Source organism: Candidatus Hydrogenedentota bacterium, from assembly GCA_018005585.1.
Lineage (GTDB): Bacteria > Hydrogenedentota > Hydrogenedentia > Hydrogenedentales > JAGMZX01 > JAGMZX01.
In genome coordinates, this window is record JAGMZX010000017.1 from 11925 (window position 1) to 29149 (window position 17225).

Consider the following 17225-nt stretch of genomic DNA (forward strand, 5'->3'; position numbering starts at 1 on the left):
TGGAGTATGATGCGTCTCATGTTCAGGGCGTATGCACTGCATCCGGATGAGACCATCGAGATTGCGTCCGACGTGGTTACGGCGACACGGTTGTGGGCGCAGGGGACAGTCAAGGTCTGGATAGACTTGGAGCATCCGTCCCGCGAGGAAATGGAAGTGCTCGCGGCCGCATTCAGCCTGGACGCGGAATCGGTAGAGGACTGTCTGAGCGGCGAGCAGCGGCCGCGCATCGACGATTACGACAATTACCTGTTCCTGATGCTCTACGGCGCCGTGGCTTCGGAAGCGTCGCTCACGTTCAACCCCCGGAAAATCTGCATCTTCTTCAATAGCCGCTATCTGATCACGGTGCACCAGGAGCCCGTGTTGTCGGTGCGTTACGTGTTTCGCCGGCTCGAACGCAACACGGACCTGCTGAAGCGGGGCATCGACCACGTCTTTTTCCATTTGATCGACGGGCTCGTCGACAACATCGTCCTGTGCGCGGAGACCTACGAAGACCAGATGGACGTACTGGAGGAGGAGTCCCTGGAAACGCCGATCCGGCCCGACCTCGTTACGGACGTCAGCCGGCTGCGAGGCGACTTGATGGGGTTCCGCCGGCTGGTGGTTTCGTTGCGTGAGCTGGTGCTGCCCCTTTCGCGGCGGGACTACCCGCACATATCCGAAGACCTTGCGTGGGATTTCCGGCACGTCATCGACCACCTGACCTACGCGTGGGAACTCGCCGAGGGCCTTCGAGAAGTCGCGCAAAGCATACGCGAGAATTACAGTGACCAACTGGCGCGCCGGACCAATGACCTCATGCGGACGCTGACGATCTTCTCGACCTTTCTGCTGCCGCTCTCGCTGATATCCGGCATCTACGGGATGAACATCCTGCTGTGGCCGGGGCCCGGGGCGCGCTTTGCCTTTCCGTTGGTTCTAGGCGCGATGGGGTGCGTCGCCACGGCCATGTTTGTGTACTTCCGCAAGCGCGGCTGGATCTGAGCGGAGGGAGGCGGCCAGGTGGTCCAGGCCTGACCGGATATGGATGTCGCGTTGCGGAAACGCGATTTCGATGCCGGCTTCCCGGAATGCGGCATCCACGGCCATATGCAGGTCGTGGAACAGGATGAGCCGTTCGCTGAGTTCCGCGCAGAAGACTCGCAACTCGAAATTGAGCGCGCTATCGCCGAAGCCGAGGAACAACGCCTGCGGTCCGGGGTCCGCCAGTGCGGCGGGATGCGCGCGGGCCACGCGCATCAGGACCTCAAGCGTCTTGCGTGTATCCGAGCCGTAGGCCACGCCCACCGGAATCACGACGCGCGTAATGGTATCGGTCAGCGTCCAGTTGATAAGCTGGCCGGTGACGAATTCCTTGTTCGGCACGATCAGTTCCTTGCGGTCCCAATCCATGATGGTGGTGGCGCGGATGCGTATTCGGGTGACGGTGCCGCTCACGCTGCCGAGGGTGACGGTGTCGCCAACGCGAATGGGCCGCTCGAACAGTATAATCAGGCCCGAAATGAAGTTGGCGAAGATCTCCTGCAACCCGAAGCCGAGCCCGAGGCCCAGTGCGGCGACCAGCCACTGCACCTTGGACCAGCCGATGCCGATGGCGTTGAACGCGAGCACAATACCGAGCGCGGTGATCGCATAGCGGACCACGGCCAGCAGGGCGTAGCGTTCGCCGGGGCCGATGCGCTTCAGCAGGATGATTTCCAGCAGACCGGGCAGGTTGCGCACGGCGAAGACCGTGATTACGGCGAAAATCGCGGCGAGCCCGAGGTCGGACACCGTAATGTTGACGATCTCTTCCCGCGTGCGCGTCGCGGCTTGGCCGTTTGCGTCGGTGAAGGATTCCTGCACGGACACGGAGGTGGTCCAGAGCGGGAACTGGTCGAAGAAGCCGAGCGCGGGCACCACGTCCATCCAGATGGCCCAGACGCCGAAAAAGACCACGAAGCCCGCCGCCACGCGGACGAAGGTCTGCGACTGCGCGTCAATGCGCACGATATCGACTTCTTCCGCGGCGATTTCGACGGACTCGTCGTCGTCGGTCTTGGCGGCCTCGCGGCGGCGACGGGCCTGTTCGATGGCGAGGCGGCGCCGCGCGAGCAGCAGCCAGCGGCGGATGAGCGCCATGGCCAGTATCACGGCCAGCACGAGCACGTACGTGTAGAACAGGCGCGTCGCGAGTTGGAGCGCGGTGTAGTAATAACCGTTCAGGGCGAGCGCGGCGAGAAGCACGGGTGCGCCCGGCATGACCAGGTACATGAGGCGGCGCAGGTTGGGCCGCTCTTCAAGCCAGCTGCCGCGTTTTGCCTCGACGGACGCGCGGTGCAGCAGCGCGAGGAGGATTGCCGCGGCCACGGCGAAAAAGAACATGTTGGTCACGAACGCCAGTCGCCCGAGCGATTCCTTCCACTCTTCGCTCGCGTGGTATTCGCAGGCAGACACAACAAACGCGACCGGCAGTTCGACGACCATCAGCGCCGCGATCAGCCGGCGGATGGCTTTGGCATAGCGCGCGGGGAAGCCAAAATGCGCTTCGGCCAGGCCGTCGCGGTCAAATGCGTGGCGGCACATCGCGAGCAGCAGCATCAGCACCGCCAGCGCGAGCAGGCCCCCGCCCGCGGCGCGGACTGTGTCCACCGGGTCCGCTACCACGGTGACGCGCCAGCCCACGACGGCGAGCACGACCGGCCATGCCGCCGCGACCAGCAGCGTGAGCACGGCCGCCTGAATGGTCTGCCCGAAATGAGTCTCCTTCTTGTTCATTGCCTGCCTGCCCAGAAGCCGGAGCCGCTGCCGCAGACGCCGTCTCCCCGCGAGATAGACGAGCAAGGGCAGGGACGCCGCAAGATACCACGCGGGATTGGCGGCCAGTTCGTCCTGAATGAGCAAGGCGGCGCGGGCCCACAGTTCCGGGTCGGAGAGAGCGCGCGCGGCGTCTATGGCTTCGCGGAACAGGGACACGCGGAACGCCGTAGTGCCGCGGGTCCAGAAGATGCGTTCGTTGATGTACGCCGTGATCGTGCTGGCCTGGTTCGTGAACTGGATCAGTTCCGAGTTCGTTTCGAACAGGATGTTGAGATAGGCCTGGTAGTCGCGCGCGAGCGCATCGAGCAGCACCCGCTGATCGTGGATAAGGTCGCTGAAGCGGTCCCTCATCCCTTTGAGTTCGTACTCGGTGCGCTTGTCCTTTAACCCGGCAATCGCCTCGTTGACGTCGTTGTCGAGTTCGGCGAGTTCGAGTTGCTGCGCGGCCAGTTCGCTGTATTCGTTTTCGGTGGCGGAAATGGCTTCGCTCACGGCGCTTTTGCGGCTGCGCAATTCCCGCGAGCCGGGCAGGCGCTGCTTCAGGTCGCGCAGTTGGAGGCTGACGGCGTAATTCAAGCCGCTGGCGCGCACGCGTTGGGACAGAACCTCGTAGTCATTGGCGAGCTTGGTGCGCTGCGCGCGCATCTCTTCGAGGCTGGCGATGCCGGTCTCAATTTTTTCGGCGAGGCCGTTGACGCCCGCGCGGCGTTCGGCCAGCGAAGCGTTCTGCCGCGCGATGTCCACCGCGCGCTCCCGAATCTCCGGGTCGAGCCCGCCGATTTCCTCGAGCGCGCGGCGCGCTTCTTCCGCCGCAATTTCCGCCTCGTCGCGGCGGCGCGAGCCGGTGGCTTCACGCAGCGTTTTCGCGCGTTTCTCCGCTTGGGCGAGCCGCCGCTGCGCCAGTTCCTGTTTCAGCGTCAGCAGCGAGGTGCGCGCGTCAATCGACTGCAATTCTTTTTCGAGAGCCGAGATTTCCTGCGCAGCCGCTTCGACGCCTGCCGCGAGCATAACCTGGTTAGCGGCCACGACCTCCGGGGCTTCCCCTTGTGGCGCGGGCTGGGACGCCTGCGTCTGGAATCCCTGCAGCCGCTCTTTGGCGGCGGCGACCAGCGCGGGAATCTCGCGGCGGCGGTCCGCGCGGCGGCGCGGTTCCGCCATAAGCTGGTCGTACTCGTTTTGCGCGTCCCGGTACCTGGATTCCGCATCGTTCAAGAGCGGCTCGAGGTCCGCGAGCGTGCTGCTTGCGTCGACCGGAGGGATCTCCTCGGGCGGCTGGGCCAGCGTGTCCTGGATTTCCTCTGTGCGCGCCGGCGCCTCTTCCCGCTGCTTGTCGAAATCGGCCGCTTTAACCCGCCATTCCTCGGCCAGGTTCAGTTGTTTGATGGCGTCGTCATAGAGAGCAATGGCGCGTGCCCGCGCGGCCTCGTCCAGACCTTGTTGCTGCGCGACGCCGGCCTTTTGCGCCTCGACTGATGCGACGCTTGGCGGCGCGGTCTCGGGCGGCGCGGCTTCTTGGGCCGTCGCATGAGATAGAGTCACGGCCAGGGCGAGACCGCAGAGCACGACGCGCATCCTCGGCCGCACAGTGGAAAGGCTCAAGTTATGCATGCGATAAACACCGGTAGTTGCGGTACACAAGGGCATCTGTTTTTGCAGCATAACAGATGGCCGGGGCGATGCCAATAGTCTGCGGGTCCCTGCTATTCCAAGGGGCGGGCCGTGAGCGCGGACAAGGTGTCCTGTGTGTCGGCGCAGTCGCCTTTGTCGGGGCAGTCGCCGGCGCGCAAGAGAGGGATGCTTTCGCTGAAGAAGGTACGGCTTCCGGAAAAGAGGTTCCAGTCGAGCACCGTCAGGTCGAATCCGGCGGCGCCGAGGAACAGCGCGTCCGCCGTCTGGCACGCGGGATGGAATGTGTAGGTGCCGCCGACGAGAAACGCGGTCTGCGCCCACGGCACGACGGTCCCGCCCGCGATGTTGAGTTCCACGCGGGGAAACCCGACGCCGAAATTGGCGTCAATTGCGCTCGACGCGCCGGTTTCGTGGAGTTCATCGCCGAGGGTGAGCCCGCCAAGGCTGCCGCCCGTATGCACGTCCGCGCCGTCATAGGCGAAGCCCAGGTCGCTGTCGTATGTGAATCTGGCGCGCACGCGCGCGCTGCCGTCCACGGGCACGGACGCATTAACGACGAACTGTGCCTTGACCTTGAGCACCACGGGAACGAACCCGACGGCGAATGGAACTTCGAAGACAGGCACGGGCAGCTTGAAATCAACGGCGTCGGAGCCGGACGCGGCCACGACCAGCTCGAGTGTCGCTTCCCCGCGCATCCCGGTCAGTTCGTGGCCGAATTCCTGCAGTTCACCGCCCCCGAAAGCGAGATTCTCGCGGCTTCGGAACCGGCGTATCTCGCCGCGGGCCACGAACTTCGCTCCCGCCGAGCCAGTCAGGTCTTTGGAGACGGTGAACTCGAACGTGGCGTAGACGCCGTCCAGCGTCGCCTTGATGCCGTACGTGTATTCGCCAACCTCGAGTTCAAACTCGATGGGCGCGCCGTCCTTGACGGGCACGGCGCCGTAGCCCGGCACAATCAGCGCGCGAACCTTCTCTTCCGTGAATTCCACGCCGTAGTCCCAGGCGAACGACCCACTGGGAATGACCTCGTTCAGGGCGATGGGCTCCGTCTCGACGAGGACGCGGCCATCGGTGTGCGACACATCCGTGATGCGCCGAATTGCAACGCCGTGGACGACCAGCGGCGCGCCCGCCGCAAACGTGATTCCCGCGGCCTGCGCGCCCGCGGTGTCGAATTCAAAGTGGCCCGTCTCCGGGTCCGAAGCGAGCAGCAGGCCAAGATTGGCTTCCGGGACCATGACCGTGCCCGGCGCGACGTCCACGTCAAAGGCAAACTGGTCCGGCTGCCAGTCCTCCTCGACAAAACTCGCCTGGAGGGACTTGTCGCTGTTCATCACGATTGTCTCGGAACGCGCAATTCCCGTCAGATCGCCGGACCAGCCGTCGAACTCCCACCCTTCGGCGGGCAATGCCGTGAGCGTGACCGTGGTTCCCGCCGCGTACGTGCCGCCGGGCGGGCTGGCAACGACGGCCCCTTCGCCGGTAACGGAGACCGTCAGCGCATATGACGTTGTCTCCGGCGGGCAGCCCAGGAAAGCGGGCAGCGCAGCGAGAAGCAACAACGTGTCGGCAGCGGCGCAATACGACTTCACGGCAGTCCCCCGGGCGGGGCCATGTGCCGCCTGACCGGATATCCCCCGCTTGATTGTGAATACCACGGTTGTTTCACCACGATTCAAACCCCGCCGCGCGGGCATTCGGCGGCACGCAATAGGCGTTTGGCCGTGCAGCAGCCGCGACTACGGCAAATTGATCGTGATCGGCACGGTCTGTCCGCCGCGCTGGACATCCACGCGGAATTGTTTCACGCCCTGGAACTGCGGGGCCATCTGCATCATCGTCGCCATGTCGCCCACGGGGATGCCGTTCACCGAAGTGATGACATCGCCATCTTGAAATCCAAGCTGGGTTGCGAACGGAATCTGGCTGATGTTCGGCGCGGTCCAGCCGGTGATTTTGCCCGACGCGTCTTTCACGGGCTGGGGCGGATGTTGCAGCAGAAGCGCGGTGGGGTCCAACTGCTCCATTTCCTGAATCTGCGGCGCGGCGATGTTGAACACACCCGTGTATTCGCCGTTGCCCTTGGCGGAAACGGACTTCACCTCTTCTTCTGGCGGCGCGGGCAATGGCTTCTCCACATCGGTCTTGTAAGTGATGGGTTCGATGCCCCTGCTCGCGCGGAAGTCCCACGGGGCCAACGGCGTTTCCTCGCTCCAGAGCCCCTTCTTCGCCTCGATAGCCTCCGCGTTCACCCGTTTCAAGTCGCTGCTGTCCTTGGCGTGTTCCTGGTCCCACCAGGCGAGGCCCGCCTCGACCAGCGCCAGATTCAAGTTCTTGCCGTCCGGCAACAGAACCCATGCCACGGATTTGCCCTGATTGTCCTGCGTTACCACTTGAACCTTGACATCCTTCGCCAGGGCCAGATCGGTGCATAGAGACTTGGCGTCGTCGGCGAACAACTGACCGGACTCCGGGCAGTCCACGGCATACAGGCGCACCTCCTCCGTGCGCCCGTCGTGCTCGATGGACACCAGGTCGCCCGCGGAAACCGCCACCACCTTGCCGGTGAATTCCTCGGTTTCGCCGGGGGCAATTCCCGCCGGTAACGCCAGCATCAGTATGGACAGAATTGAAGAGACGATTCGCATGGCCTTGTCTCCGTTTTTCGCAGACGCAATTCTCACGTTTCACCATACTACCGCCGGGCTGGCCTGGAAACAAGTGAAAATCAAGAACGGGCATAGGTGGTATGGACGGCTCGTGTGTCAGACGGGATTGATGATAATCGCCTGGTAGAGGCGCAGCGCGGGGATAGTCACCGTGACGCTCCTGCTCGTGGGCAGAAAAGAGACGGGTTCCGCCGTGTCGACGGGGCTGCGCGTCTCCACGCTCGAAACCTGGTATCCGTCGGGCAAAGGCACGGTGATGGCGACCTGTTCCGCGCGTAAGGGTTCTCCGGCGTGGGTGCGGATATTCCAGCCTCCGTTGCTGTTCCCATCGGCGGGCGTGTCGGAAAGAACCGGCACGTTGTAGTTCAGGGCATGAACGACGATGCGAGGCGGTTTTCCGTCCTGTTGCGGCACGCGGTAGGCGTGAAGATACACGCACGGGGACGTTTCCGCGGGGCACCAGCGCAACCGGAGGCCAAGGGCTTGTTCGAGCCGGGCCACGAAGCCCGCGCCCAGGTCTGCGCCTGTTTCCAGGTCTTTTGCCCTCGCTTCGACGAGGCAATCGCGCGTCTTCTCAATATCGAGAGAACGCTCTTCCATGAGACACCAGAAATCCGAGGCGCGCGCCGGCACGTCGGCGTCCGCGAGGCGCAGGATCGCGCCGCTGCCGTGGGGCGCGGCCTGGAAACCGCTGGCGACGCCGAGCGCGTCAAGTGGCGCAGGGTCGCGGGGCCGCGCATGGACGTCCTCCGTTCCCAGGGGCCCGACGGCCACGAGCCGGCCGCCGGATTCCGCGAAGGCGAGCAGCCGCGCAATCTGGTCTCCGCTCAGGTAGCGCAGCGCGGGCGCGAACACGGTCTCGTAGTCCCGGAGGTCGCGAGAATCCCGCTCCGTGACGATGTCATAAGGGATTTGCGCCTCGCCGAAGACGCGGCTGAGCCGGTGCACGAGCGCCAGGTGCTCCGGATGCTCGTAGAAGACTTGGTCGCTGTAGAACAGCAGGGCCATGCGCGCGCAGGACACGCCCCCGCGCCAGAGGCCGGCATGCTCGGCGAAGAAGCGCTTCCAGCGTTTGCGCGATTCCGGCGCGTCCAGGCCCGATTGCAGGAACGCGCCGCCGCCGCCCGCCGCCGCCTCGGCATTTGCCAGGTCCGCGGCCGTGTCGTCGGCCACCTTGTAGAGCAGCGTGCCGCCGCGTGTGCCCGCGCCCATGGCCCAGCGGAACGCGAGGGCGTTGGACAAGATCACGCCGTTTTCGAGCACGCCGGGTTGCTGCATTTCCTCGAACATCATGAGGTCCGCGTCCGGCGCCCACTGAACCAGGTTGATTCCGTCCACGCGGCGCTTGTTGAACGCGTCAAGCGTGGCCATCGCCCCGAGGTTCGCCACGGTGTAGAAACCGGTGTCGCGTCCCTGGTCGCGCAGCACGGCGCCGCCCACGCCTTTCAACCGCGCGAAGAGGGCCGCGATACTGTCGCACCAGAACCGTTGTGTCTCGACCCAGAGCAGCATCTCGCGGGGCGCGCCGCAGCAGCGGCGGGGGATGTCCGCGGAACCGAATCGTTCCATGAGCGTAGCGGCCAGTTCCGGGGACTCAAGGTACGCCCGAAACTGCCGCCGCAGCACGGTCTGGGAAAAAGCCTCGCGCGCGCCCTCGGGAATGGCCGATGCGGCGACTCCGCCGAAGCAGCGGCGAAGATACGCATCAAAACCGGCGCTCGGGGGGTATTCGGCGGCTGAATGCTGCATGTAGCAACGCAGCAGCCGCCAGTCCTCGTCCAGCGCGAGACCATCGGGCGTCTTGCGGTCGAGCGTGTCCGCCAAGTTCTCGGAATCCCAGCGGCTTTCGAGGAAACGCGGGAAACCTTCGAGGATGCACGTCTCGAAATCGCGGTAGACCGTCGAGAGATTGAGTGCGCGGTGGTCGTCCGTCCCGAAGCAGGTGCGGAGGGCGTCGCGGCCATACTTCCGCAGCAGGTAGATATCGAATTTTTCCTCGCAGTGCGGGCAATAGCAGTAGAGCGTGTTCACGTCGAAGAACATGCCGTCATAACCGGCTGATGCGAGCTGGCGCACCACCAGGTCGAGGTAGTCTGACCAGCCGGGATGGTTCACGCAGGGCTCGTAGTGCAGGATGCCCGGCGGGCCGCCGCCCAGTTGGTTTGGCCCGCGCACCTGCGACCAGAGTGCCGGGTCCGCGGCGGGTTTGGGCCCCAGGCCGAAAGACCGGTAGGCATCCCAGTGGTCGTAGAAGTTGAAGAACCCGGTGCGCTCGTCGGGCCGCCCGAAAAAGGCCATGGTGTAAACGTAAGGAATGAAGGTTGTTACGCCCGCTTCATGCATCTTGACGACGAGACCCTGCACCCGCTCGGCTTCGCGCGGCACCTCTTCCGGCGGCAGGATGTCGTTGGTCCACAGTTCGTGGCCGTACGTGGGGCCGAGATGGCCCTTGAACGGGATGTGATAGCCGATATGGAAGAGATCCGGCGGGCTCGCCGCGACATCCTCGAGGAACGAGCCGGCCTGCGGGTCCGGCAGATACCAGATGCAGTAGGTGAACGGGGGCGCGGCGGTGGCGGGCACTTGAAAGCCCTCCACGGCGGGCGCATGCTCCATGCCCGCCGCCCCCGAGACGCACAGGACGGCGGATATCAGCCGCATGACCATGATGCTTCCTCCGCGACGAACGGTGAATTCGACTTGTGGCATCCCGGCCGGAAATTCTTCCTCGTTGACAAACGGATTGCGGAAGAATGGCTTGCTGGCCTGTAAGCGCCGCCGTAACCGCGCCGCGTGCACCAGACTAACGGTCTTGTACTGCGTTTACGCGGGGTCTACGTCGAGGATCAGGTCGAAAATGACCGTGAAAAGCGCTTGGAGGAACGTGACGACCATGGCCACGAGCACTTCGGCGATAACGGACCCAAAGCTGCAATTATTGCAGTCCATACATGAACCTCCCCGTCCTTGGCCGTGGTACGCGACGGCATATTCCCCCGCGCCGCGGCTGGACTCTCGATGAAACGGGTGCGATTATACGGGGTAGTCCAATAGTTGCGCAAACGCGCTGCGCGCGGCGGCCGGGCTCACGGAGACATACCGTGAGAGCCCGGTTTCAGTGAGGAGGAAAGATATGTTGCATCCAGACACCGCGTTGCGCGCCATACTTGATGCGGCGGCGCCGCTGGCGCCGGCGGCTGTGCCGCGCGCGCAATCGCTCGGGCTCGTGCTCGCGCAGGACCTTCGGGCGGACGGGGACTATCCCGCATTTCCGCGCGCGATGATGGACGGTTTCGCCGTGCGGGTCTCGGATGCGGGCCGCGTGGTCGCCGTCGCGGGTGAGGTGGCCGCGGGGCAATCCCCGACGATGCGCATCGAGGCAGGGAGCGCCGTCGAGATTATGACGGGCGCGCCGTGCCCGGCGGGCGCGGAGGCCGTCGTGCCCAAAGAGGAGGTCACGCGCGAAGCGGGGCGGGTCACTCTGCCCGCGGTAATCGAGCCGGGCAAGCACATTGCCCCCGCAGGAAGCGAATGCGCCAAGGACCGCGTTGTTGCGCCGCGCGGCACACCCGTCACGCCGCTTGTGATAGCGAATATGGCGGCGTTTGGGTACGAGTCGGTACTGGCCGTCCCGCGGCCGCGATGCGCCGTCATCACGACTGGGTCCGAGGTGGTGATGCCCGGCGTCGCGCCGGGACCGCATCAAATCCGGAATTCAAACGGTCCGATGCTGGAGGCCTTCTTTCGCATGATGGGCATGACGGAAGTGACCGTGCTGCATGCGCTGGATACGGAGCAAGACCTGCTCGACACACTGGACGCAAGCGCCCACGCGGATATTGTGCTGCTCACGGGCGGCGTCTCTGTGGGCAAGTACGACCTTGTTCCGGGCGTTCTGGAGCGTTTTGGCGTCGAGCCCGTCTTTCACAAAGTGGCGCAGCGGCCCGGCAAGCCGACGTGGTTCGGCAGAAAGGGTCCGCGCCTGTACTTCGGACTGCCGGGGAATCCGTTGGCGTGTCATCTGGGTTTCCATCGTTATGCCGGGGCCGCCATTCGCAAGATGACGGGACGCACGCCCGAGCAGCAACCGGTTCCGGGACGGCTGATGGCCCCTGTCAAGGGGCTCCCGAAACTCACCGTGTTTCAACTCTGCCGGAGCGCCAGGGAACAGGGCGAGTGGCAGGTAACGCCGCTGCCGGGCAAGGGTTCCGCGGACCTCTACGCGCCCGCTGCCGCGAATGCGTACGTGCGCGTCGAGGCGGACTGCGCCGGCTTGGCGGCCGGAGATACCGTTGCGTTCTTTCCCATTCTGGAATGAAGGGGCGGGCGGCGATTGAGGACACGGCGGAACGTGCCTATGGCAAGTCATGACGAAGAGCCGCTCTTAGACTGCTGGGGCCTGGTCCTGGCGGGCGGGCGTTCGACGCGCTTTGGAACGGAGAAGGCCGAGGCGCTCTGGCGCGGCCGGACGCTGCTCGCGCATGTGGCGGGCCGGTTGCGCGAGGTGTGCCCGAAGGTCATCGCCGTGGTTCGCCCGGAACAGTCCGCCGAAGGCTGGCCCGTGGACGCCGTGGTTCACGACGACACGGACGCGCCGGAGGGGCCGTTGCGCGGGATTGTCGCGGGTTTGCGCGCCTGCCAGGCACCCTACGCTTTTGTCACCGCCTGCGACACGCCGTGTCTCGCGTCCGGTCTGGTGCGGCTGCTGTACAAGCGGGCGCGTCCCGACACGATCGCTGCGATGCCGGAATGGGGGGGGTATCCGCAACCGTTGACGGCTCTTTATAATACGGGTTTTACGGCGTTTCTGGCCGGGCGGCTGGCCGCGGGCGAGCGGTCGCCCCGGTGGCTGCTGGACGGGAAGGCGGGCGCCGCAGCGGGCGTTGGCGTATGCGCCATCGTGCCCGCAAGGGAACTGCGCCGCATAGACCCGGATGGGCTGAGTTTCCGGAATGTGAACACGCCGCGGGAACTCGCGGCCCTGGATGCATGGCTGGAGCGGCCCGGTCGCTAGACAAGCGCCCGGGAGACGACAGCTCGGGCCCAGGAGAAGAAACATGCTCGATGTGTCACACAAGTACCACACGCTGCGCAGCGCCGTCGCTCGCGCGACGGTCACGCTGTCGCCGGATACGGTCCGCCTGATTCACGAGCGGAAGATTCCCAAGGGCAATCCGTTTGAGGTGGCGCGCGTTGCAGCCATCCAGGCCGCAAAAGAGACGAGCCGCATCATTCCCTACTGTCACCCGGTGCCGGTGGACTTTGTCGGGGTCGAATTCGAGACCGGCGCGGACCGGGTCGATATAGCGGTGACGGTGAAAGCAATTTACAGGACCGGGGTCGAGATGGAGGCGCTGACGGGTGCGTCCGTAGCCGCGCTGACGCTCTACGACATGATGAAAATGCTCGATGACACGATGGAAATCGTGCAGGTGCGCCTGGAGAGCAAGAAAGGCGGAAAGGGCAGTTTCCGCGACGTCTTTCCGCGGCCGCCGCGGGCTGCCGTGCTGGTCATGTCCGATTCCGTGGCTGCCGGGCGGAAGGAAGACAAGTCGGGCAAGGCCATCGCGGCGCGCCTGCAGCAAGAGGGCATGGAACTGTCCGAATATCGTGTCGTGCCTGACGAACCGGACCAGATTGCGGCGCAACTGGTCCATTATGCCGATGAGCAGGGTCTCGACCTCGTGGTCACGACCGGTGGGACGGGGTTCACCCCGCGCGACCGCACCCCGGAAGCGATGGAACTCGTGATTGAACGGGAGGCCCCTGGTATTGCGGAAGTGGTGCGTGCGTTCGGCCAGGCGCGCACGCCGTTTTCGATGCTTTCGCGCGGCAGGGCTGGTGTCCGCGGCAGGACGCTCATCGTCAACCTGCCCGGGTCCTACCGCGGCGTGCTCGAATCGCTCGACGCCCTGTTTCCCGGGTTGCAGCATGCATTCAAGATGCTGGCGGGGCACGGGCATGAGGAGGGGGACAGGAAACAGGAAGCAGGGGTCGGGGAACAGGGAGCGGTGACGGGGGTTATCCATGCCATTTCGATCAGCGATGCGAAGGGCAAGCCGAAATCAAACGTGGAAAGCGCGACGCTTATCGCGGAATGGGGCATCGAAGACGATGCGCATGCCGGGCGCTGGCACCGCCAGATCAGCCTGCTTGCACTCGAAAGCATTGCCACGATGCGTGCCAAGGGGCTTGATGTCGGGCCCGGCGCGTTCGCGGAGAACATCACGACGCGGGGCGTGCCGCTGGATGAAGCACACGTCGGCGACCGTGTCCGCATTGGGGGCGCCCTTCTCGAAGTCACGCAGATCGGCAAGGTGTGCCATAACCGGTGTGCCATCTATGAGCAGGCGGGCGACTGCATCATGCCCAAGGAGGGCATCTTCGCACGCGTCCTCGAAGGCGCGGTCATCCGGCCCGACGACCCGGTGACACTTCTCGCCGGGCCGCGCGATGTCCCGCGCACGCCGAAGCAAAAGCGGCGCGCGCCCCGCAGTTCCGGCAAGAATCGCACCGGGTCCTGACAGGCGGTCGCTGTGACTCCTTGACGTCCAATACGATGATGGGTCTCGACCGGCGCAAGAAAAAGACTTGCAAAAACCGGGCGGAGAGTTTAGTATACTCAACTCAAAGGTGAATGTTGACCCGCGCGCGCTTTTGGGTGGGCGTGAACGCGGGGAGACGAGGCAGAGAACGGGTAAGTAGATGCGGGTGTCTTGTGCAGCGGGGTGTTTCTCAAGAGACTGCGTGTCGACCTGAAACGAAGGGAGGGGTCTGTGTTCATGAAACGCAGGGTGGTGACGATGCCCGGCATTATTTGCCATCTTTCGCAATGCATTTCCCGGAGACTCCTTGCTGACCCATGCACTTTTCGCCTCTGACGCGTGTCCCCTGGCTGGCGGTGTGAAGACCGCGGGCGCGGGGGAGGCGTTGCTTCCCGTTCTGGCTGGGTGACTGTGCCCCGCGTGATTGCGGGTTGTCGGACGATAGGCGCGCGGCGAGGCCGCGCGAAGGAAGGAGACGGCACATGTTTGGTGGACAGATGCGCTCATGCGGTCTGCGGTATGCCGGGATGACGCTGGCCCTGCTCTGCGTGGCCGCGGGGGCTTGGGGGCAACGAACGCTTTCCATCCCGGATAATCTCGAATTCGGCAGTGCCGGCGAGGAATTGACGGTGCCGGTTCTGGTCAGCGACGCGTCAGGTATTATCAGCTATCGCGTGCAGGTGACGTTTCCGGCGGCGCAACTGGTGTTTTCGCGCGCTGAGAATGGCGCCATTGTCGCGGGATGGGGTGCTCCGTTCAGCAACCCCGGGCCGGGTTCCGTGGTGGTGGTGAATGCGGGGGCGTTTCCGTTATCGGGCAGTGGCGAGATGGTCCGCCTGGTTTTCACCGTGCAAGAAGGCGCGACCGGCGGTGAACTGGCTTTCGGGCCCCTGACGGAGATTAACGACGGCACCGTGACGATTACGCCCGAACCAGGCGGGTTCCAGGAAGCGGAGGGGACCTTTGCCCTGGACTCGGTCACGCCAGTGTCGGCCCATTTCTCGTTGGCTTCCGAGGTGCTGTTGGCGGGAGACTTCGATGTTTCCTACAACACCGGGTCGCTGGGGGTGTACTTCACGGCCGAGTTGGATGTGCTGGACCTCGAAAACGATACGCCGGGCCAAGTGCTGGAGGTGCAGGCGAACCAGATTCGCGCGACGACCCCGGTTCGTTCCGCGCCGGGCAACTTCAACGTCTATGTATCCGCTATCCGGGATGCCGACCCCATATCATCGAATCTGTTGCCGTTCGCGTTTACCGGTGGCGAGGGCGAAGGAGAGGGCGAAGGCGAAGGAGAGGGAGAGGGTGAGGGTGAAGGTGAAGGTGAAGGTGAGGGCGAAGGCGAAGGAGAGGGCGAGGGCGAAGGCGAAGGAGAAGGCGAAGGCGAAGGCGAGGGAGAGGGCGAAGGTGAAGGTGAAGGTGAAGGCGAGGGAGAGGGTGAGGGTGAGCCGCCCACGGCGCCGGGTATCCAATTGGACTATGGGGCGGGTTCGCCGGAGGCGGTGCCGACGACACGAGACCTGGTCTGCAACGTAACGACGCCCGCCGTCGTGGCGCCCGGCCGTACGGCCCAGTATGAATATACATGGACAAGCCGGATTGGCGGCGCCGCGGGCACCGTGGTTCGGACGGTCGTTCATGGCCCCACGCCTGCGCTCAGCGATGTCTTGGATGATTCTGAAACGAATAAAGGCGAGGCATGGCGGTGTTCCGTGCGCGCTTTTGACGGCGCGCGATTCTCGCCGGCCGTAGTGACGCGCACCGTCATCATCGTCAATACGGGGCCGAGCCTCTTCGAGGTGGAACTGCCAACCCATGTCTCCACGCTGGACAACGTGGTGGCGCAGGTCATCAGCCCGTCGATCGACGCTGACGGGGACCCCGTGGTGTACCGCTATGAATGGTTCATCAAGCAGGAGGATGACCTTGTCTTCAGTCCCTTCAGTCTCGTGCTCGATACCGCGCTGAGCAGCCGGGTTTTCGCGTCGTTGACGACGACCGGCGACGTCTTCTATTGCCGTGTCACGCCCAATGACGGCGAGGTCGACGGCCCAACGGTTGAAACGAATGAATGCGAGGTCGTGTGCGCGCCGCCCGTGCCTGCCGGCGTACAGGCAACGGATGGCGCCTTCGTGAACAAGGTCGTTGTAACGTGGGATGTCTCGGGCGCCACGGACACGTACTGGGTGTACCGGTGCGAGTCGAACAATCCCGCGCGCGCCATTTTGCTGGGCACGACCAGTGATACCGTGTTCGAGGACGAAACGGCTCGGGTACCGCAAAAGGTAACGCGCGTCGCCTCGGGCTGTCCCGCCGAACTCGTCACCGAAACGAAGTTCTTCCCCTATTACTACTGGGTGAGGGCGTCGAACAACTGCGGAACGAGCGGGTTCAGCGCACCGGACCAGGGGTTTGTTGGCGAGGACCGGACGCTCGAGGACGGCCGTATCGCGGAAAAAGTCATTCCGCCGGAAATGTCGCCGTTCGACGTCGAACGCCGCGAGGCGCGCCCGGATTCGATCCTGGGCATCCGTCTGCGTCATGCCGCGGGCATCGAACCGCTGAGCGTATGGGGCACGGTCGTTACGGCGTCGGGCTTCGTTTCGTACGATGTGGACATCGTCGAGGTGTCTTCCGGCGACATGCGGGACATCTGGGTCGTCCACCAGCCTGCGACACCGTGGCTGCCCTACGACATCATCTCGTTCACGGTGAGCGGCTCCACGCCGGCGGGCGAAAAACTCGAACACGTGACGTATGAATGGCGTGTAGCTTCGGACCATGACACGGGCCTGCTGAAAGCGGAGGCCTATCCGGTCTGGCAGCCGGATTACGCGGACTTCGACGCGAGCGCGCTCGACCTCACGGCCGAGTCGAACGCCGATGCGGTGCTGAGCGAACTTGTGGGCGGCGCCTACTACGACGTGCCCGATGCGGTTTCGCCTGTTTATCGCATCGACACAGCCGGCCCGGCCGAGACGCCGCAACGGGTCTGGCTGCCGTTGCCGGCCGGTGTTGCGCCCGGCGCGGTGACGCTCTATTACTTCTACCACGACACGAGCGAGGCCGCCGGATGGTATCCCGCCCAGAATGTCGAAGGCTGGCTAGTCCCGGACAGCTTCCTGCAGCTGGAAGTGGACGGCGTCGCGTACCTCGGGCTCCTCGTCCGGCATCCCGGGGTCGCGCAGGTGGGCCTGACCGCAGCGGCGCCGCATGCGCCCGCGGCGGTGGTAACCGCGCCCGGAGTTGCGGCGGGGAATGCGCTTGTGCTCGCGTTGACGGCGGGCGCGGCGCTGCTGGGCGGCATGCGGACGGCGCGGCGCGGCCGTGTGCGGGCCGCGCGTGCACACAGGAGCGTGGAAGACTAAATGATGGAGACGCCAGCGGTGGCGTCCGGAGGCGGGCGCCCCATGAGAACCAACAAGGCGCGTGCTTTGGGAGAAAAGACCATGCGCGATGATGGAATACGCAAAGCAGTTCCAACGATGACCGTGGCGTTGGTGTTGTGGAGCCTCGCCGCATCGGGTCAATGGACGACCCAGACGATTCCGCTTGAGCCGGGCTGGAACGCGGT

General features: G+C 64.7%; 9 protein-coding genes. 5 read left to right on the top strand and 4 right to left on the bottom strand.

What is annotated here, in order from left to right; genetic code table 11:
- Positions 1 to 18: 18 nt before the first annotated feature.
- Positions 19 to 990 (top strand): magnesium transporter CorA family protein, encoded by a 972-nt coding sequence (locus KA184_04750; GenBank protein ID MBP8128869.1) that lies wholly within the window; start codon positions 19 to 21, stop codon positions 988 to 990.
- On the opposite strand, the gene KA184_04755 is transcribed toward KA184_04750, so the two are convergent.
- From KA184_04755 to KA184_04770, 4 genes are all read right to left on the bottom strand, one after another.
- The gene (locus tag KA184_04755) at positions 925 to 4368 is read right to left on the bottom strand and encodes a mechanosensitive ion channel (GenBank protein ID MBP8128870.1); all 3444 of its coding nucleotides are present in this window, start codon (positions 4366 to 4368) and stop codon (positions 925 to 927) included. The two genes, KA184_04750 and KA184_04755, sit on opposite strands and share 66 nt — an antisense overlap.
- Before the next feature lie 137 nt (positions 4369 to 4505).
- Entirely contained in the window at positions 4506 to 6029 is a 1524-nt protein-coding gene (locus tag KA184_04760) for a hypothetical protein (protein MBP8128871.1), read from the bottom strand.
- A gap of 147 nt (positions 6030 to 6176) precedes the next feature.
- Entirely contained in the window at positions 6177 to 7085 is a 909-nt protein-coding gene (locus KA184_04765; GenBank protein ID MBP8128872.1) for a thermonuclease family protein, read from the bottom strand.
- Between the two features lie 117 nt (positions 7086 to 7202).
- A complete protein-coding gene (locus KA184_04770; GenBank protein ID MBP8128873.1) occupies positions 7203 to 9767 on the bottom strand; it encodes a beta-galactosidase trimerization domain-containing protein in 2565 nt (854 codons plus the stop codon).
- Positions 9768 to 10239: 472 nt separating this feature from the next.
- Here KA184_04770 and KA184_04775 point away from each other — a divergent pair, with 472 nt between their 5' ends.
- The 4 genes from KA184_04775 to KA184_04790 all read left to right on the top strand — a co-directional run bounded on the left by KA184_04775 (position 10240) and on the right by KA184_04790 (position 17019).
- Positions 10240 to 11424 carry a molybdopterin molybdotransferase MoeA gene (locus tag KA184_04775; protein MBP8128874.1) on the top strand — a complete coding sequence of 395 codons (1185 nt, stop codon included), beginning with the start codon at positions 10240 to 10242 and terminating at the stop codon, positions 11422 to 11424.
- Positions 11425 to 11463: 39 nt separating this feature from the next.
- Entirely contained in the window at positions 11464 to 12120 is a 657-nt protein-coding gene (locus KA184_04780) for a molybdenum cofactor guanylyltransferase (protein MBP8128875.1), read from the top strand.
- 43 nt (positions 12121 to 12163) lie between these two features.
- Positions 12164 to 13630 carry a bifunctional molybdenum cofactor biosynthesis protein MoaC/MoaB gene (moaCB, locus tag KA184_04785; GenBank protein MBP8128876.1) on the top strand — a complete coding sequence of 489 codons (1467 nt, stop codon included), beginning with the start codon at positions 12164 to 12166 and terminating at the stop codon, positions 13628 to 13630.
- 503 nt (positions 13631 to 14133) lie between these two features.
- A complete protein-coding gene (locus KA184_04790; GenBank protein MBP8128877.1) occupies positions 14134 to 17019 on the top strand; it encodes a hypothetical protein in 2886 nt (961 codons plus the stop codon).
- Positions 17020 to 17225: the final 206 nt, after the last annotated feature.